The following is a 17153-nucleotide window of genomic DNA, read 5'->3' on the forward strand; positions in this document are numbered from 1 at the left end:
CCAAAATGTTCATGGACATAACACGTCTAGCTAGACCTTCTGCCGGACTAGACGATCAAGCATTCCGCGCTGAATTTCCCCAGGTGAAGTTGCAACTGGTTTTCATTTAGGGGCGAATCGTCTAGCAGCATCGGAGGCGAGCTAGACGATCCGCTCCGAACAGCTCCCAGACATGCAGAAAGCCCGCCGGCGTAAACGCGCCAGCGGGCTAAAAGCAGCTACCTCGCAGAAGTTACTTTGCAAACTCCTCGACGAGTGCGGCGTTGAAGGCCGGCAGGTCGTCCGGGGTGCGCGACGAGATGACGCCGGAGTCGATGACAACTTCCTCGTCGACCCACTCGGCACCGGCGTTGACCAGGTCGGTCTTGACGTTGGCAACGGAGGTGATCTTCACGTCCTTCAAGGTGTCGGCATCCGTCATGATCCAGCCACCGTGGCAGATCACGCCGATCGGCTTGCCTGCGTCCTTGAACGCCTTGACCAGGGCGACGGCGTCAGAATCAACGCGGATGGCATCCGCGTTGAGGGTGCCGCCCGGGAGGATGAGGGCGTCGTAGTCGGCAGCCTTGGCATCGGCGGTGGTGACGTCGACGGCGACCTTGGCGCCCTTCTTGCCCTCGATCTCACCGGTTTCGGTGGAGACGACCTTGGTGGTTGCGCCGGCTTGTTCGACGGCCTCCTTCGGGGAGGTCAGTTCGGAATCTTCAAAGCCGTCGGTCGCGAGGATTGCGATGGTCTTGTTATTCAGATCGGCCATTGGTATTTCCTTTCGTCGATAACCAATTGCGGCACACCACCGTACCTAGTCTTCGTCGTTCACGCCGGGGAGGCGTCCGGGTGGGTTGGTGTCGATGTCGGACGGGGTGTCGTCGTCAAGCGGGACGCGCGTGGAGCCAAGCCCCTCTTTCACGGGCTCCTTCTCGCGTTTGGCCAGGCGCATCATGTGGTCGCGCACGGCGAGGAAGGATTCCTTGGAATCCATGGTCTGAGTTTGTTGGGTGGCCATGGCTATCTCGTCGGCGGTGATCTCGCCGGAGCGCAGCGAGACCATTTCAGCCCAGTAACGCAGCCACACGGCGGCGACAGCGGCAACCGGAACCGCGAGGAACGCGCCGACGATGCCGAACAGGGTGCCGCCGACAGCGACGGCGAGCAGGACCACGGCGGCGTGTAGGCCCATCGCCTGGGACTGCAGGATCGGCGAGAGAACGTTGCTCTCCAGCTGCTGTACGGCGATGATGAGGATGAGCACGAACACGGCGTTCATGAACCCGTTGGACACCAACGCGATGATCACCGCCAGAGCGCCTGCAGAAATCGCACCGACGATCGGGATGAAGCCGGCGAAGAACGTGATCACCGCGAGCACCGGCCACAGTGGCACGCCGAGGAACAGTAGGCCGAGACCGATGAAGATGGCGTCAACACCGGACACGATGGCCTGGGTGCGGATGAATCCGGACAGGGTGTTCCAGGAGCGGCTGCACACTTCGGTGAGGTGCCAACCAGCGCGCACGCCGGTGTACTTGCGCACCCACGGCAGGAAGCGGTCGCCGTCTTTGAGGAAGAAGAAGGTGAGCACGAGCGTCAGTGCGAGCGTGGTGCCTACCGACGCAATCGCGCCCAGGCCCGAGAACACTCCCGACGCAATGTTGGAGGCCTGGCCCTTGGCAAAGGCGGTGACTTGATCGACGGTTTCTTGGATCTTTTCCGGCTCAAGGAATGCCAGGTCGCGCTGTTTCAGCCAATCGACGATCTGATTGAGGCCCTGCTCAGTCTGACGTACGAGCTCGCTGCCTTGGCTTTTCACGGTTGGGGCCATGGCGGCGAAGATGCCGCCGATGATGCCGAAGAAGCCGATCAGGGTGATGAACGTGGCCAGGGATGCGGGGACCTTGTGGTCGCGCATCCAGCGCACCGGTGGCCACAGGACGGTGGACACAATCAGTGCTAGAAGAATCGGCAGAAGGCCCATCCAGACCCATTTGAGCAGGTAGAGAAGGATGGCCGTGGCTGCGACAACGATGATGAAGCGCAGTGCCCACGCGGCGGCGGTGCGGCCGTCGGAGGCGATGACCTCGCCGCGGTCAACCGGCTCGCGGGAGAGGTCTTGGGCGGCGTCGGCCGTGGTGGGCAGTGTCTGGATCGGGTCTACGGCCGTGTCCAGAGCTCCCACATATTTTGGTTTTTTACGTTCACTCACGTGGTCATTGTGTCAGAGATGTGGGGTTATGCATAAGGGGAAGGGGCGTGGGGTCGTCGAAAAGTGCGCGCAAGGAAGAGTTGTCCTAGACCACAAAGAGATTTGGGTGTAGTGTGGCCCACAATTCATTCCACGACCGAGAAAGGCCACAACGATGACTGTGTTTCCCAACCCTGGCACCGAGGGCTCGAACGTCAAGTTCCGCAAGCGCTACGACAACTACATCGGCGGCGACTGGGTTCCGCCGGTAGATGGCGAGTACTTCGAGAACATCACCCCGGTCACCGGCGAGGTGTTCTGCGAGGTTGCACTCGGTAAGGAAGCCGACATTAATCTGGCACTCGATGCTGCACACAAGGCCGCACCCGCGTGGGGGAAGACCTCCCCGCAGGAGCGTTCCGGCGTCCTGCTGAAGATCGCGGACCGCATGGAGGAGCACCTTGAGGAGCTCGCCGTCGCGGAAACATGGGAGAACGGCAAGGCTGTGCGTGAGACGCTCGCTGCCGATATTCCGCTGGCGATTGACCACTTCCGTTACTACGCAGGCGCGCTGCGTGCACAGGAAGGTCGTCTGAGCCAGATTGACGAGGACACCGTCGCCTACCACTTCCACGAGCCGCTCGGCGTTGTTGGCCAGATCATTCCGTGGAACTTCCCGCTGCTCATGGCGGCCTGGAAGCTTGCTCCGGCGCTGGCTGCAGGTAACGCGATCGTGCTCAAGCCGGCGGAGCAGACCCCGGCGTCGATCCTGTATCTGATGGATCTGATCGGCGACCTCATTCCGGCGGGTGTGCTAAACATTGTCAACGGTATGGGCGACGAGGCCGGCGCGGCACTGTCTGGTTCTGACCGCATTGCCAAGATTGCGTTCACCGGCTCGACTGAGGTGGGCAAGATCATTAACAAGGCCGCGGCCGACAAGATCATCCCGGTCACCCTCGAGCTTGGTGGCAAGTCCCCGGCACTGTTCTTCGAGGACATCTTTGCCAAGGATGATGACTTTAAGAAGAAGGCCATCGAGGGCTTCGCTATGTTCGCCCTGAACCAGGGGGAGGTCTGCACCTGCCCGTCCCGTGCGCTGGTGCATGAGTCCATTGCCGACGAGTTCCTTGAGCTGGGTGTGCAGCGCGTCAAGCAGATCAAGACCGGCAACCCGCTGGACACCGAAACCATGATGGGTGCGCAGGCCTCCACCGAGCAGATGGACAAGATCAAGTCCTACCTCGAGCTTGGGCCCCAGGAAGGTGCTGAGGTGCTCACCGGCGGCGGCGTGAACAAGATTGAGGGCCTGGAAAACGGTATGTACATCGAGCCGACCGTGTTCAAGGGCACCAACGACATGCGTATCTTCCAGGAGGAGATCTTCGGCCCGGTGATGTCCGTCACCACGTTCAAGGACTTCGACGAGGCTATCCGCATTGCCAACGACACCATCTACGGTCTCGGCGCCGGTGTCTGGGCGCGCTCCGGCACCACCGCATACAAGGCGGGTCGCGCGATCCAAGCGGGTCGTGTGTGGGTGAACCAGTACCACTCCTACCCGGCTCACGCGGCGTTCGGTGGTTACAAGAAGTCCGGCATCGGCCGCGAAACCCACCTGATGATGCTCGACCACTACCAGCAGACCAAGAACCTCCTCTGGTCCTACTCCGAGAAGGAAACTGGCCTGTTCTAAGGGCTTTTGCTTGTCGACGACACCCTCACCGCCCCGCTATCCCCCGGGCAGTGGGGGTGTTTTGCGCGTGTCTACCTGCGGAAACAAATAAAGTTGCGTCGAGTGGGAACAACTTTGGGTAGTGTGCCGTTACATAGATTGAGTGCAACAGACTCAAGGATGTGCCCGCCGATGTTATAGTGGTGGCCGTCAAGTTGAGTCGAAGCGCATCAACTTACTGATAAACCACATTTCAACAGGAGGAATTTACTCTTATGGCACGTGCAGTTGGTATTGACCTTGGCACCACGAACTCGGTTGTCTCCGTCCTCGAGGGCGGCGAGCCGGTAGTTATCGCTAACGCTGAGGGTTCCCGCACCACCCCGTCGGTCGTCGCGTTTGCGAAGAACGGTGAGGTGCTTGTTGGTCAGTCTGCAAAGAACCAGGCGGTGACCAACGTCGATCGCACGATCCGCTCCGTTAAGCGTCACATGGGCGAGGACTGGACCGTAGATATTGATGGCAAGAAGTACACCCCGCAGGAGATTTCCGCTCGTACGCTGCAGAAGCTGAAGCGCGACGCGGAGGCTTACCTGGGTGATGAGGTTACTGAGGCTGTTATTACCGTTCCGGCTTACTTCGAAGACGCTCAGCGTCAGGCCACCAAGGAAGCTGGCCAGATCGCGGGCCTGAACGTCCTGCGTATCGTGAACGAGCCGACCGCTGCGGCTCTGGCTTACGGCCTGGATAAGGCTGAGAAGGAAGAGACCATCCTGGTCTTCGATTTGGGCGGCGGCACCTTCGACGTGTCCCTGCTGGAGATCGGCGATGGCGTTGTTGAGGTACTGGCTACCGCTGGTGACAACGAGCTCGGCGGCGACGACTGGGATAACCGCGTAGTCGAGTGGCTCGTGGACAAGTTCAAGTCCCAGAACGGCGTTGACCTGTCCAAGGACAAGATGGCTATGCAGCGTCTGCGCGAGGCTGCGGAGAAGGCAAAGATTGAGCTTTCGTCTGCACAGCAGGCTTCCATCAACCTGCCGTACATCACGGTTGATGCAGAGAAGAACCCGCTGTTCCTCGACGAGACCCTGACCCGCACCGAGTTCCAGAAGATCACCTCCGACCTGCTGGATCGCACCAAGAGCCCGTTCAACCAGGTGATCAAGGATGCTGGCATGTCTGTCGGTGACATTGACCACGTTGTTCTGGTTGGTGGCTCGACCCGTATGCCGGCTGTGTCCGATCTGGTCAGGGAGCTCACTGGCAAGGAGCCGAACAAGTCCGTGAACCCGGACGAGGTTGTGGCTCTGGGTGCTGCTCTGCAGGCTGGTGTCCTGCGCGGCGATGTCAAGGACGTGCTGCTGCTCGACGTCACCCCGCTGTCCCTCGGTATTGAGACCAAGGGTGGTGTGATGACCAAGCTCATCGAGCGCAACACCACCATCCCGACGAAGCGTTCGGAGACCTTCACCACGGCCGAGGACAACCAGCCGTCCGTGCAGATCCAAGTCTTCCAGGGTGAGCGCGAGATCGCTTCCGCGAACAAGCTGCTCGGCTCCTTCGAACTGGCAGGTATCGCTCCGGCACCGCGTGGTGTTCCGCAGATCGAGGTCACTTTCGACATCGACGCCAACGGCATCGTGTCCGTGTCCGCGAAGGATAAGGCCACCGGCAAGGAGAACACGATCAAGATCCAGGACGGCTCTGGTCTGTCTGATGAAGAGATCGATCGCATGATCAAGGACGCTGAGGCTCACGCTGACGAGGACAAGAAGCGTCGCGAGGAGCAGGAGACCCGCAACAACGCGGAGACCATGGCGTACCAGACCCGCAAGTTCATGGACGAGAACGGCGAGAAGCTTTCCGAGGACATCAAGACCCGCGTCACCGAGGCTGCCGATGCTGTCGACGAGGCCCTCAAGGGCGAGGACCTGGATGCCATCAAGTCTGCAGTGGAGAAGCTGACCACCGAGTCCCAGGCAATGGGCACCGCGCTCTACGAGGCTCAGGCCAACGAGGGTGCTACCCAGGCTGATGCTGGCGACGACAACGTTGTGGACGCCGAGGTTGTCGAGGACGACGACACCGACGCCGACAACAAGTAATCCAACCCAGTACGTGTAAGGAGGCGACGTCTGATGACGAACCCGAACAACGAGCAGATGCCCGACAACCCGGGTAATCCGGAGGCGACGGACGAACAGTACGTCTCCCCAGATCAGGCGGAAGCCCTGGCCGACGAGGCGGCTGAGTCCGAGGCACTGTCCACGGACGAGGATCCCCTCGTTGCCGCGGAAGCTGAGTTGAAAGACTTGGAAGATGCAGCGCAGATCGCCGACGGCGAGGTAGACCCGGACGTCGATGGTGACGGCGCGGTCAGCGACATCGAGTTGCAGCTCGCAGAGCGCACCGAGTCCCTGCAGCGCGTCAGCGCCGAATACGCCAACTACCGCCGGCGCACGGAGCGTGAGCGTGGCGAGATTGCCACCACCGCGAAGGCAAAGTTTGCCACCGAGCTGCTGCCGCTTCTCGACGATCTCGATCTCGCCCAGCAGCACGGCGACCTGGAAGAAGGCCCGCTGAAGGCCTTCGCGGATAAGTTCCGTTCCATCGTCGCCGGCCAGGGAGTGAAGGAGTTCGGTGCTGAGGGTGACGAGTTCAACCCGGAGGTCCACGAGGCCGTGCAGGATCTGTCCCAGGGCGATGAAAAGGTTCTGGGAACGGTGCTGCGCAAGGGCTACACGGTGGGTGACCGCCTGGTGCGAAACGCCATGGTGATCATCGCCGATCCGGCCGAAAGTGCCGATACCACCGAGTAACAACAACTTGGTGGCAGGGCCGGGGAATGGGTACACGCAAACAAGAAGCGGCCTGATCCCCGGCCTTTTTACTTAGATTATTTAGTGAACGAAATTTAGAAGACAACAACTCCACACCGATTTACAGCGAAAGGAGGGTGCGAGATGGCCATGCAACAGGAATGGGCCGACAAGGATTATTACGGCGACTTAGGTGTGTCGTCGACGGCAAGCCAGGCCGATATTAAGAAGGCGTACCGCAAGCTCGCACGCGAAAACCACCCGGATTCGAACCCCGGCAACAAGAAGGCCGAGGAGAAGTTCAAGCGGGTCGCGGAAGCGTACGACGTTATTGGCGACGAGCAGAAGCGCAAAGAATACGACCAGTTGAAGTCCATGATCGGCTCGGGCGGCTTTGGCCGGTTCGGGCGGGGAGGAGCGTCCGGTTTTCCGGGCGGGTTTCGCGGCACGGAAACGGAATTCGACCTCTCGGACATCTTCGGATCAGCCACTGGTGGACAAGCTGGAGACGGCGGCCTTGGTGATATCTTCGGTGGCTTCTTTGGCGGCCGCGGCGGTGCTGGCAGGAACGCTCGGCCGTCGCGGGGGGCCGACGTCGAAACGGAGATAACCCTCGACTTCCGCGAAGCAGCCAAGGGCACGACGTTCCCCGTCGAGCTCACCGGCGACGCACCGTGCACCACCTGCCACGGCTCTGGTTCGAAGTCCGGCAAGACGCACACGTGCGAGGTCTGCTCCGGCTCCGGTTACATCCGGGAGAACTCCGGCGCGTTCGGCATGGCTCGTCCCTGCACGAACTGCCACGGCACCGGCGAGGTCATCGAGGATCCGTGCACCACATGCAACGGCACCGGCACCGTCCGACGTACCCGTTCGATCACGGTCCGCATCCCCGCAGGCGTCATCGATGGTCAGAAGGTGCGCCTTGCAGGCCAAGGCGAAGCAGGTCCCAACGGCACTCCCGCCGGCGACTTGTTCGTCATGGTGCATGTGCGTAGCGACGACACCTTCACCCGCTCCGGCGACGACCTCGAAGTCACGGTCCCCGTCTCGTTTGCAGAGGTCGCCCTCGGTTCCACTATCACGGTGCCGACCCTAGACAACCCGGTGAAGGTCAAGGTCCCCGCTGGCACCCCGAACGGCCGCACCTTGCGCGTGCGTGGCCGTGGTATCCCGAAGCGATCCGGCAACGCCGGCGACCTGTTGGTCACGGTTGAGGTGAAGGTGCCGAAGGATCTCGACCCGTCCGCGACCAGTGCGCTGCGCGCATACGCCCAGGCCGAGAAGGATTCTGGTTTCGACCCGCGCGCCGGCTGGTCCGAGCGCTAGACGGCGAAAGGAGGTGTAACCATGGCAGAAGAGAAGGAATACTTCGTCATCTCTGTCGCCGCCGAGCTCACCGGCATGCACGCCCAGACCCTGCGCACCTACGACAGGCTCGGCCTGGTCACCCCGATGCGTACCAAGGGTGGCGGTCGCCGCTACTCCAGCCGGGACATCTCGATGCTGCGCCGCATCCAGTACCTCTCCCAGGAGGAAGGCGTGAACCTGGCGGGCATCAAGACGATCATTGAACTCTCCGCGCAGATCGAGGAACTGCAGGACGAGTTGGATGCCCAGCGCGGCCACAACGAAGAGCTGCGCCAGAAGTTGCGCAACGGTTCTCGCCGTGGTGGCGAGTTGGTGCACGTGCCGCGTTCCACCGCGGTCGTGGCGTGGGAGCCAGCTGCTTCACGACGACGCCGTCGCCGCAACCTCACCCCCGACGCCTAGTCGGCGGCAACGACAGACAAGAAAAGCCCGCGCTACCCATCACAGGGGCAGCGCGGGCTTTATCGCGCATTCGAACTACCGCAACCTACCCGCCGAACTCGATGGCAGCAGCACCGCCGATGTGGCGGAGGTTGGACTTGGCCAGGTTGAACAGTCGGCCGACGCCACCTTCAAGGAAGGCGGTGCGGGCGCCAGACTTGGCAAAGCCCTTCATCATGTCCCAGGTGATTCCCGGTGGCAGGGAGAGAGCCTCGGGGTCGGTGACGATGTCGACGACTACGGGGCCGTCGTAAGCAAGTGCCTCCTTGAGCATCGGCTCGAGGTCCTCGGGCTCCTCGATGCGGAAGGACTTGATGCCGACACCCTTGGCGATCTCGGCGAAGTTGACCTGTTCGTGGTCGGTGCCGAAGTAGGGCATGCCGGCGACCATCATCTCGAGTTTGACCATGCCGAGGGAGGAGTTGTTGAAGCAGATCACCTTCACCGGCAGCTGGTGCAGTTTGATGGTGAGCAATTCGCCCATAAGCATGCCCAGGCCGCCGTCGCCGGACCAGGAGATGACCTGACGGTCCGGCTGTGCTGCCTGGACGCCGATGGCCATCGGCAGAGCATTAGCCATGGTGCCGTGGAGGAAGGATGCGCCTTCGTCGCGCTTACCGTTCGGGGTGAGGTAGCGCGAGGACCACACGTTGCACATGCCGGTGTCGACGGTGAAGTAGGCGTCGTCGTCGGCAAGCTTGTCCAGCACGGAGGCAGCGAGCTCGGGGTGGATCGGCTTCTTCGACTCGAAGGCTTCCTCGGTGTAGCTCTTCACCACGTGGTCCAGCAGCTGGTAGTGGCGCTTGAGCATCTTGTCCAGGAACTTGCGGTCCTTCTTCTCCTCGACGTGGGGGAGGATGTTTTCGATGACGCTCTTGACGTCGCCGACGACGGGGTAGTCGACCTTGGTGCGGCGGCCGATGTGGGTGCCGTTGATGTCGATCTGGGCGACGTTTTCCTCGGGCAGCCAGTCGGTGTAGGGGAAGTCGGTGCCGACCATGATGAACAGGTCGGACTCTTCCATGGCGTCGAGGCATGCGCCGTAGCCAAGGAGGCCGGACATGCCGACGTCGTAAGGGTTGTCGTACTCGAAGTACATCTTGCCGCGGAAGGAGTGGCCGATCGGGGATTTGATCTTCTCGGCCAAAGCGAAGACTTCGTCGCGGGCGTCGCGTGCACCGTAGCCGCAGAACAGGGTGACCTTGTCGGCGTTGTTGATGGCCTCGACAAGCCGTGCGGCCTCGGAGGGGTCCGGGTAGACGCGCTTGTCCTTGCCGGTGGCGTAGACGGAGTCGGCGGTGTGGGGGCCGTCGGCAACGTCGGCGGCGAACACGTCGCCAGGCACGACCATCACGGACACACCGTTGCCGGCGAGTGTGTTCTGCAGGGCGTTGTGCAGCACGCGCATGCCCTGGTCGGCGGTGTGGACGACCTCGCAGTAGGAGGAGCACTCCTGGAACAGCATCTCCGGGTGGGTCTCCTGGAAGAAGGAGGAACCGATCTCGGCCGTCGGGATATGCGATGCAATGGCGAGTACCTTCGCGCCGTTGCGGTGGGACTCGAACAGGCCCTGGACGAAGTGAGTGTTGCCCGGGCCGCAGGATGCGCCGCAGACGGCGAGTTCGTCGGTGGCTAGCGAGTCTGCACCGGCAGCAAACGCTGCGGCTTCCTCGTTGCGGACGTGGACCCACTCGATGTCGCTTTCGCGCACCGCGTCCGAAAGCGGGTTGAGCGAGTCGCCCACCAGACCATAAATGCGTTTAATGCCGAGGGCCTCGAGGCGCTCGACGACTTGCTCTGCAAAGTTTGCCATGGTTTATCAGACTCCTAAAGGTAGTTTCTTTAAACGTTCGCCATGGTAACGCCATTTCTTAAGTTGTGCTTGCGCGCTGTTGCAAAGCAGACACAAAGGCCGGGTCTGTGAAGTAGTCGGAGTGCCCGCCGCGCACGCCCTCCACGCGCTGTGCACCCCACCCTACATGCGACGGCGACGCCCCCAGCACCGCCGACGGACCAGAGCGCAGCAACAGGATGGGGTCCTGGGGTGAATCGACGACGTGAACGGTGGCGTACTCATCCGCAAGTGTGAGCTCGGAAACGTGCTGGCCTGCGACGCCGGCGCTGCCGAGGACCCATAAGTCATCCGCTATAAGTCCATGGTCGCGCGCCGCCGTGGTGGCCAGCAGCGTGCCGTAACTGTGGGAGACGACGGTCTTCTGTGCGTCCGGGAAGCGCTCCTCAAGCGCCGCCTGAAACATCGCCAGATCATCCGCACCGGCCGAAGCACGCAGGGGAGAGACCGCCCGCGGCACTGAGCGTGGTGGCGCATAGCCCTGCCACACCACCACGGCAGCACCGGTCTGCTGCGCCAACCGTGACGCCTTTGCCAACTCACCCTCCAACTTTGCCGGCGCGCCCGTGGTCGCGCCGGCCACCATGGTGATCACCCGCGCCGGTTCCACAACGTCACCGACGACAACAGTGGTCGAAGCAGGTCCGGCCTCGAGAACGGTCCCGCCCGCAGCCTCCACGGCGGCACGAGTCGCGGTGGGCAAGGTCGGCACATGACGCGCGTGCAGGTCCTGAAACGACTCATCCGGGTGGGCGAACAGCGGGTCGTAGTCCTGCTCGTGCCCGCCAAGGCGCAACAAGGACCGTGCGAGTTCCAGGTCCAGCGCCATCGACATCGCGTTGAGCCACAACACGGTGCGCGAGTGCAGGTAGCGGGTGGCAAACATGGCGGCCTCGTCCAACTGCCGTTGCAGCCCCGCTGCAGCGGCGACCAACGACGCCGCCGTGGTCAAGTCGTCGGCACCGCGCGCAAACACAGACCCGAATGCATCTAACCGCGCGTACGCCGCATCCGCCGCCACACCCCGAAAGCCGGTGGACACCAGCGCCTCGCGTGAGGTTGGCACATGCTCGGCACGCTCCCGGGCGGCATCAGAGGCGAGGCGCAACGCGGCCGCTGCCGCCGAGAGTTCCGCCGCGTCCAGCGCCGGACGGTACGTGGCAACACTCATGGCGCAAGCCTCGCTTCCAGGTCGGCGTCCACGCCCTCCACCGCGCGGGCAAAGCGCGCGATGGAATTGAGGTGGGTGTTGAGGTGGGCGGTGGTGTCGTCGATAAGCATGTGCGTGCTGTTGCGTATCGACGACAACGCTTCCGCCGTCCGCGACACCCCCACCTGCGCAAACGGTAACGGTGTGAACGTTCGGGTGAGGCCGCGGGCGACGGGTGCTGTGCGTGTTGAGATTTCAAGAGTCATGGGCCGAATCCTCTGCGCACCAGCACACAACCACAAGGGGCGAAGAAAAATCTGTGGATAACTGCCCCGAACTCCACCTAAAGTTATCCACATGAAGATCGCGTTGGTGCAAACGGTCACAGGCAGTGACACAATGGACAACTTTGCCCACCTTGCTCCGCTGGTGCGCGACGCCGCCGCCCAAGGCGCGAGCCTGATTGTGCTGCCAGAGGGTGCCAGTCAGGCCTTTGAGCAGGGCCGACTGGATACGCAGGCGGATGACCTCGACGGCGCGTTTGCCACCAACATGCGCGACCTGGCAGGCGAGCTCGGCGTGACCATCGTGGCTGGCATGTTCCGGCCCGCCGATACCGTTCAGCGTGGCGAGAAAACCATCAACCGCGTCTACAACACCGCCCTGATCACGGGAAATAGCCTGCATGAGGGCTACGACAAGATCCACACGTACGACGCGTTTAACTACCGCGAGTCCGACACCGTGCGCCCCGGCGAACGCCTGGTCACCTTCGAGCAGGATGGCGTGACGGTGGGCGTGGCCACCTGCTTCGACATTCGCTTCCCCGAGCAGTTCCAGGCCCTTGCGGACCGCGGCGCCCAAGTCATTGTCGTACCCACAAGCTGGGCCGACGGGCCCGGCAAGGTGGAGCAGTGGCGCATCTTAACCGCCGCGCGCGCCCTCGACGCCGGGGTGTTCATCGCGGCCGCTGGCCAGTCGCGCCCGGATTTTGAAACCAAAGCGGGCGAGCCGTCCGGTCCCACCGGCGCGGGCCACTCAACCGTGGTCGACCCTTCCGGCGTGCGCATCGCCGAAGCCGGCTACGGCCCCGAAACGTTGGTCGTGGACATCGACCCCGAAGAGGCCGCCAAGCAGCGCAAACGCCTTCCGCTCGGCCAGATCCGCGCGGACACTACGATGCGCTAAACCACTCCGGCGTCGCGTCGTGGGCGATGACCTGCACGCCCTCGGCGCCAGCTTCTTCCAACGCGTCGGTGATCGCGGCCGCGCGTGCCTGGTCCGCGCACACGATCACGTCGCGACCCCACCACATTCCCGGGCCCGACACCACCTGCTCCAGCGGCGCACCCAGGCGCGACTCCACCACCCAACTCACGTCCAGCCAGTCCTGCGCGCCAGCCAACGCGTCCAGCGCCGCCCGGTCGTACGTCACATCCGAAACCAGGTGCACATCGGGGTGCTCCTCGCATTCCAACCAGTGAAAAACCAGCGCCTTCGCCGCAGCCAACCCCGTCCCCGCGGCCACCAAGAGCACTTGCTTATCGACGAACCCCTGCAGACCCCCGCGCGCCACACCCAATGTCAACCACGCGCCGGGCGCAACCGCAAGATCGGTGCCCGCGCCGATGTGAAACTCCATTTGTCCGAATGGGTTCGACGGCAGCGCCGGGATCAGCCCGGTCCACACACCGGGGGCTTCCGGCGACATCACGGGCAGCGTTTCACCGGGGGCATAGATGATGCGCGTGCCTGCCTCGAGGCGCACGATCTGCACCCCGTCGCGCTCCTCCACGCTGGTGACCTGCGCCGCTGAGGCCGCCGGCACGCCCGCGTAGTCGGCTTGGGATGCTGCCTTGCGCATCACCTCACCCGCTGCCACGAGCGCCGGAGTGGGGTCCTCGGTGCCACCGCCAGCACCGGTGCCGACCTCGGCGCCGGTTTCTTCGGCGACGGTGCGGATGGCGTCGCCAAGCAACTGCATCGCGTTCGGGTACTCCTCGGCGGGGAAGCCCGTGCGGCGCAGGTCCAGCGCGATCGCGCGCAGACGGTCGGTGGTTTCGGTGGGGGAGTGGCTGAGGAGCCACGTGGTGGCGTCGATAAGCATCTGCGGCATGCGCTCACCAGGAGCAAGCATCATCGACGCATGTGGATACGCCTCCACGAACCTCGCGCGCCACACCTCACTCACGCGCGATCCGTGGGTGCGCAACAACTCAACGGACTCCGGAAAAGTCATGAAAACAGCGTACTGGGTTAGAGTACAGACTGTTTTATATGCGATAAGTGGATAAAGGAAGGTGCTGCGATGGAATTCACCCCATACACGCTGCTTACCGACATCGGATGGATCTCCCTCCTCCTCATCGTCGGCAACGTCCTGCGCAACCGACTGCGCGTACTGCAAGCATTGCTGCTGCCTGCACCGATCACCGCGGGCCTTATCGGGCTCATCCTCGGGCCGGAAGTCCTCGGCCTGATTAACTGGTCCGACCAGGTGGGCACGTACACCACGCTGCTCATCGCGGTGGTGTTCGCGTCGATGGCGTACTCGATGCAATTCGGCGGGTCCGTGGCCACCGGTGCGCGCAACATGTGGGGCTATTCCACCGCAATGTTCATGGGGCAATGGGGCCTATTCATCCTGCTTGGCATCTACCTCTTCGCACCCGTATTCGGCACCGAGCCGTGGTTCGGCATGATGCTGCCCGTCGGCTTCGTCGGCGGCTTCGGCACCGCAGCGGCCGTCGGCTCCGCGCTTGAGGAGATCGGCGTTGAAGGCGCATCCTCTCTCGGCTTCACCTCCGCCACCGTGGGCACCCTCGTGGCGATTGTCGGCGGCGTGATCATGGCCAACTGGGGCATCCGCAAAGGCAAGGCGTCCCAGCTCGCGGGCGATCTTCCCGACGACCTGCGCACCGGCTACATCCGCAACGAGGAAGAACGCCCCTCCATCGGCAAAGCCACCACCAACCCGTCGTCCATCGAACCGCTCGCACTGCACGCCGGCTTCATCGTGTTCACCGTGCTCATCGCGTACCTGCTGAACACGCTGATCAAGGGGCAGTGGCCAAACGTGTCCATCCCGCTGTTCGCCATGTCGTTCGTGGTCGGTCTGGTCGGCCGTCTTGCCTTGCGACTCGCCGGCCGCCCGAACTACCTCGACGGCTCCACCATCAACTCCATCTCCGGCGCTGCCACCGACTACATGATCGCCTTCGGCATCGCGTCTATCGTCCCCGCCGCACTCGCCGGCTACTGGCAGGCACTGGTTGTCATGTTCGTCCTGGGCACCGTGTTCTGCGTGGTCTGGATGCTGTGGGCCGGCCCGACCTTCTTTGGCGAAAACTGGCTCGAGCGTGGCCTGTTCGGCTGGGGCTGGGCCACCGCCGCCGTGGCCACCGGCATCGCGCTGCTCAAGATGGTCGACCCGAAACTCAAGTCCGGCACCCTCAACGAGTACGGCGTGGCCTACGTCGGCTTCGCCCCCTTCGAAATCGGCATGACCATCCTCGCACCGATCGCCGTCATCGCCGGCTTCACCACCGGTTTCGGCTGGGTGTCCTTCGCCATCGCCGTGGGCGTGGTGATCATGGCCTACGCGCTCAAGTGGGTGCCCATGCGTAACGACGACCGCAGCACCTCTCCGGCAAGAGAGTAGCTACACGGGTTTCCTTTTAAGCACTGAATGGATGTATTGCTGCCCCGCTAGCCAGGATGCGGCAGCGGGGTTCATTGAATGCATAAGGCGTGCGGATATTCGATGAACACGGATCAATTGCCCAGGGTCAAGCAGCGGTTCTAGATGGCTTGCACGATTTCGTGCGTGCCGTACTGCATTTGCCCACTGGTAAATGACAGCGGGATTAGCGCTCTGGAATTCGGAAGCGTTCCGAGCAGTAAATGCATGCTTGAGAGTCTCGTCCCAAATCCGCATCCGGGGATTTTGAGGAGAAGAAACCTGGGGTTGAGGCAAGATGAAAAGCCATGAACCGAAAGGCAAAGCCGCGACAAGGTCGTCATGAGAAGGATTCGGCTTTGCACAATTGCCAAGTTCGTCTCGTAGGGCTGGTTCCGCTTTTTGCCAAAGTGGCCTTTTGCGTGGTGGCGAAATAATCTGGCGAAGTCGAGGTGCAGGATCCTTTAGCCAGTCCCTTGTGTACGCACAAGTACGGTTTGGATCATTAACCGGTTGGGATGCATTCCAAGTTTGAAGGCGTGAATTGATGCTGTTTCTGAGTTGTACTTCGACCATACCTGTGGTCGCAGCGACAGCTCCCGCCATCTCGATATTCCAAAGGTAGAGCAGAAGTGCTTGTTTTTCTGAGCCCCCGGCTGCCTGTATGTAAGTTTTGAAGCGAGGGTCAGAAAGAGCACGCGTAATCGAATATGTAGTTTGCTTCTGCACAAAACTATATATACAGTTGGTTCTCACAAGACGGGTTAAAATCCGGTAATTAAGAGAATGTCCGCTAGGTGCAGTCGCGCCCAGCGGCTTTCTTTTTGTCGCTTAACCCGTAACAACCGTGAGGCAAACGCGCCCCTGATCGTCTAGCTGCGTTTTTGTGCAACTAGACGATCTTTCTTTTATCGACCATCGTTTCCATCATCACCTGGGGAAACATTTTCGACGAAAGCTGATCGTCTAGCACGCACTGCCGCGCAACTAGACGACCAGCACTAAGGGCGTCGCGTTGATCGTTAGACTGAGTCGTTATGGAAATGGGGTATGAAGAGATCGTCCAGCGCCTTTTGGAGAAGAGTAAAGAAGCCTTCATTCTTGCGTTGGAGCTTTACAACCGTCCGACTCTGAAATATCACGCTGAGTCCTGCTCGATATTTCTTTGTAATGCTTGGGAGCTCATGCTCAAGGCGTACTTAGTCAAAGAACGAGGAGTCGAGGCTATCTACTACCCCGATGAGCCGGGGAAGACAATCGCGCTTGCGGATTGCCTGAAGAAAATTTTTACGAACGACAAAGATCCATTACGAGTGAACATGGCTGAGATCATCCGTTTCCGTAACATCAATACGCATTTCATTACTGACGAGTACGAGATCTTTATCGGTCCATTCCTGCAGAAGTCAGTGATGAACTATGCAGACAAACTGCTCGAGCTGCATGGCGAGTCTGTAAGTGAATTAATTCCGGAAAATCACCTCACGCTTGCTGTGCGTCGTGGTGCTATTGATCCCGACGTAATCCGGGCAAAATATGAACCACACGTCGCGGAGAAGCTCCTAAAAATGAGACAGTTTGCAGCAGACGCGGCTGGTACAGGTGAAGGGGGAGCCGCTGCTGCGATTTATGAGACGAACCTCCGCATCGTCAAGAAGTCGAAGGATGCTGATCTCAATGTCTACATCGATAGCGATGCTGATGCGGGCATTGCCATTGTCAAGGATGTCCGCGATGCAGCTAGTTACTATCCATACACCAAAAAATTGGCGGTTAACGAGGTGCTCAAGCGCCTCGCAAAGTCGAAGACAACCATCTATCACCGTGGAGAAAAACGCAGATTTAACAAGTATGACTTCGATCTTTTCATCAAAGTTTTTCAACTCCGGGACGACGAACGGTACGCCTACGACCGCAGTACAGCTGGAGAGAATGCGACAATGTGGACATATGCTGAGTGCGCGTAGTTGGTAGGGGTATT

Annotated in this window: 14 protein-coding genes; 8 read left to right on the plus strand and 6 right to left on the minus strand. The window is 61.4% G+C overall.

What is annotated here, in order from left to right; all coding sequences use genetic code 11:
• Nucleotides 1-232 precede the first annotated feature (232 nt).
• Together HMPREF2617_RS01310 and HMPREF2617_RS01315 are read right to left on the minus strand one after the other, a co-directional pair.
• Nucleotides 233-757 carry a type 1 glutamine amidotransferase domain-containing protein gene (locus HMPREF2617_RS01310; RefSeq protein ID WP_070839212.1) on the minus strand — a complete coding sequence of 175 codons (525 nt, stop codon included), beginning with the start codon at nucleotides 755-757 and terminating at the stop codon, nucleotides 233-235.
• A 45-nt stretch (nucleotides 758-802) separates the two neighbouring features.
• Nucleotides 803-2203: an AI-2E family transporter gene (locus HMPREF2617_RS01315; RefSeq protein ID WP_101741022.1), complete on the minus strand. Its 1401-nt coding sequence runs from the start codon at nucleotides 2201-2203 to the stop codon at nucleotides 803-805.
• Between the two features lie 154 nt (nucleotides 2204-2357).
• Between HMPREF2617_RS01315 and HMPREF2617_RS01320 the strand changes: the two genes are divergently transcribed.
• The 5 genes from HMPREF2617_RS01320 (at nucleotide 2358) to HMPREF2617_RS01340 (ending at nucleotide 8452) form a co-directional block, all read left to right on the plus strand.
• Nucleotides 2358-3878 (plus strand): acetaldehyde dehydrogenase ExaC, encoded by a 1521-nt coding sequence (locus HMPREF2617_RS01320; protein ID WP_070839215.1) that lies wholly within the window; start codon nucleotides 2358-2360, stop codon nucleotides 3876-3878.
• Between the two features lie 254 nt (nucleotides 3879-4132).
• On the plus strand, nucleotides 4133-5965 hold the full coding sequence (gene dnaK / locus HMPREF2617_RS01325) for a molecular chaperone DnaK (RefSeq protein WP_070839222.1): 1833 nt from the start codon (nucleotides 4133-4135) through the stop codon (nucleotides 5963-5965).
• A 33-nt stretch (nucleotides 5966-5998) separates the two neighbouring features.
• The gene (gene grpE, locus HMPREF2617_RS01330; protein WP_070423279.1) at nucleotides 5999-6679 is read left to right on the plus strand and encodes a nucleotide exchange factor GrpE; all 681 of its coding nucleotides are present in this window, start codon (nucleotides 5999-6001) and stop codon (nucleotides 6677-6679) included.
• 144 nt (nucleotides 6680-6823) lie between these two features.
• A complete protein-coding gene (gene dnaJ / locus HMPREF2617_RS01335) occupies nucleotides 6824-8008 on the plus strand; it encodes a molecular chaperone DnaJ (RefSeq protein ID WP_070839224.1) in 1185 nt (394 codons plus the stop codon).
• A 21-nt stretch (nucleotides 8009-8029) separates the two neighbouring features.
• A complete protein-coding gene (locus HMPREF2617_RS01340) occupies nucleotides 8030-8452 on the plus strand; it encodes a heat shock protein transcriptional repressor HspR (RefSeq protein ID WP_070484720.1) in 423 nt (140 codons plus the stop codon).
• An 85-nt stretch (nucleotides 8453-8537) separates the two neighbouring features.
• Here the strand turns inward: HMPREF2617_RS01340 and HMPREF2617_RS01345 are convergent, their stop codons facing one another.
• The 3 genes from HMPREF2617_RS01345 to HMPREF2617_RS01355 are packed head-to-tail and all read right to left on the minus strand — an operon-like array spanning nucleotide 8538 to nucleotide 11759.
• Nucleotides 8538-10304 carry a pyruvate dehydrogenase gene (locus tag HMPREF2617_RS01345; protein WP_070452529.1) on the minus strand — a complete coding sequence of 589 codons (1767 nt, stop codon included), beginning with the start codon at nucleotides 10302-10304 and terminating at the stop codon, nucleotides 8538-8540.
• A gap of 58 nt (nucleotides 10305-10362) precedes the next feature.
• Nucleotides 10363-11514 (minus strand): alpha/beta hydrolase, encoded by a 1152-nt coding sequence (locus HMPREF2617_RS01350; protein ID WP_070839226.1) that lies wholly within the window; start codon nucleotides 11512-11514, stop codon nucleotides 10363-10365.
• Nucleotides 11511-11759: a hypothetical protein gene (locus HMPREF2617_RS01355; protein WP_070452523.1), complete on the minus strand. Its 249-nt coding sequence runs from the start codon at nucleotides 11757-11759 to the stop codon at nucleotides 11511-11513. The genes HMPREF2617_RS01350 and HMPREF2617_RS01355 overlap by 4 nt, the downstream gene beginning before the upstream one ends.
• Before the next feature lie 91 nt (nucleotides 11760-11850).
• On the opposite strand from HMPREF2617_RS01355, the gene HMPREF2617_RS01360 reads away from it, so the two are divergent.
• On the plus strand, nucleotides 11851-12681 hold the full coding sequence (locus HMPREF2617_RS01360; RefSeq protein ID WP_070839231.1) for a carbon-nitrogen hydrolase family protein: 831 nt from the start codon (nucleotides 11851-11853) through the stop codon (nucleotides 12679-12681).
• On the opposite strand, the gene HMPREF2617_RS01365 is transcribed toward HMPREF2617_RS01360, so the two are convergent.
• The gene (locus tag HMPREF2617_RS01365) at nucleotides 12668-13732 is read right to left on the minus strand and encodes a ferredoxin reductase domain-containing protein (RefSeq protein WP_141762974.1); all 1065 of its coding nucleotides are present in this window, start codon (nucleotides 13730-13732) and stop codon (nucleotides 12668-12670) included. The genes HMPREF2617_RS01360 and HMPREF2617_RS01365 overlap by 14 nt on opposite strands.
• Before the next feature lie 69 nt (nucleotides 13733-13801).
• Here HMPREF2617_RS01365 and HMPREF2617_RS01370 point away from each other — a divergent pair, with 69 nt between their 5' ends.
• Together HMPREF2617_RS01370 and HMPREF2617_RS01375 are read left to right on the plus strand one after the other, a co-directional pair.
• A complete protein-coding gene (locus HMPREF2617_RS01370; protein WP_070839234.1) occupies nucleotides 13802-15154 on the plus strand; it encodes a sodium/glutamate symporter in 1353 nt (450 codons plus the stop codon).
• A 1055-nt stretch (nucleotides 15155-16209) separates the two neighbouring features.
• Nucleotides 16210-17139, plus strand: a complete 930-nt coding sequence (locus HMPREF2617_RS01375; RefSeq protein ID WP_141762975.1) for a DUF3644 domain-containing protein — start codon at nucleotides 16210-16212, stop codon at nucleotides 17137-17139.
• Nucleotides 17140-17153 lie beyond the last annotated feature (14 nt).

The organism is Corynebacterium sp. HMSC070H05 (genome assembly GCF_001837615.1).
In the GTDB taxonomy this organism is placed as follows: Bacteria; Actinomycetota; Actinomycetes; order Mycobacteriales; family Mycobacteriaceae; genus Corynebacterium; species Corynebacterium coyleae.

Coding starts and splice junctions, on each gene's coding strand:
- HMPREF2617_RS01310 (WP_070839212.1), bottom strand. CDS start 757: ATGGCCGATCTGAATAACAAGACCATCGCAATCCTCGCGACCGACGGC.
- HMPREF2617_RS01320 (WP_070839215.1), top strand. CDS start 2,358: ATGACTGTGTTTCCCAACCCTGGCACCGAGGGCTCGAACGTCAAGTTC.
- dnaK (WP_070839222.1), top strand. CDS start 4,133: ATGGCACGTGCAGTTGGTATTGACCTTGGCACCACGAACTCGGTTGTC.
- grpE (WP_070423279.1), top strand. CDS start 5,999: ATGACGAACCCGAACAACGAGCAGATGCCCGACAACCCGGGTAATCCG.
- dnaJ (WP_070839224.1), top strand. CDS start 6,824: ATGGCCATGCAACAGGAATGGGCCGACAAGGATTATTACGGCGACTTA.
- HMPREF2617_RS01340 (WP_070484720.1), top strand. CDS start 8,030: ATGGCAGAAGAGAAGGAATACTTCGTCATCTCTGTCGCCGCCGAGCTC.
- HMPREF2617_RS01345 (WP_070452529.1), bottom strand. CDS start 10,304: ATGGCAAACTTTGCAGAGCAAGTCGTCGAGCGCCTCGAGGCCCTCGGC.
- HMPREF2617_RS01350 (WP_070839226.1), bottom strand. CDS start 11,514: ATGAGTGTTGCCACGTACCGTCCGGCGCTGGACGCGGCGGAACTCTCG.
- HMPREF2617_RS01355 (WP_070452523.1), bottom strand. CDS start 11,759: ATGACTCTTGAAATCTCAACACGCACAGCACCCGTCGCCCGCGGCCTC.
- HMPREF2617_RS01360 (WP_070839231.1), top strand. CDS start 11,851: ATGAAGATCGCGTTGGTGCAAACGGTCACAGGCAGTGACACAATGGAC.
- HMPREF2617_RS01365 (WP_141762974.1), bottom strand. CDS start 13,732: ATGACTTTTCCGGAGTCCGTTGAGTTGTTGCGCACCCACGGATCGCGC.
- HMPREF2617_RS01370 (WP_070839234.1), top strand. CDS start 13,802: ATGGAATTCACCCCATACACGCTGCTTACCGACATCGGATGGATCTCC.
- HMPREF2617_RS01375 (WP_141762975.1), top strand. CDS start 16,210: ATGGAAATGGGGTATGAAGAGATCGTCCAGCGCCTTTTGGAGAAGAGT.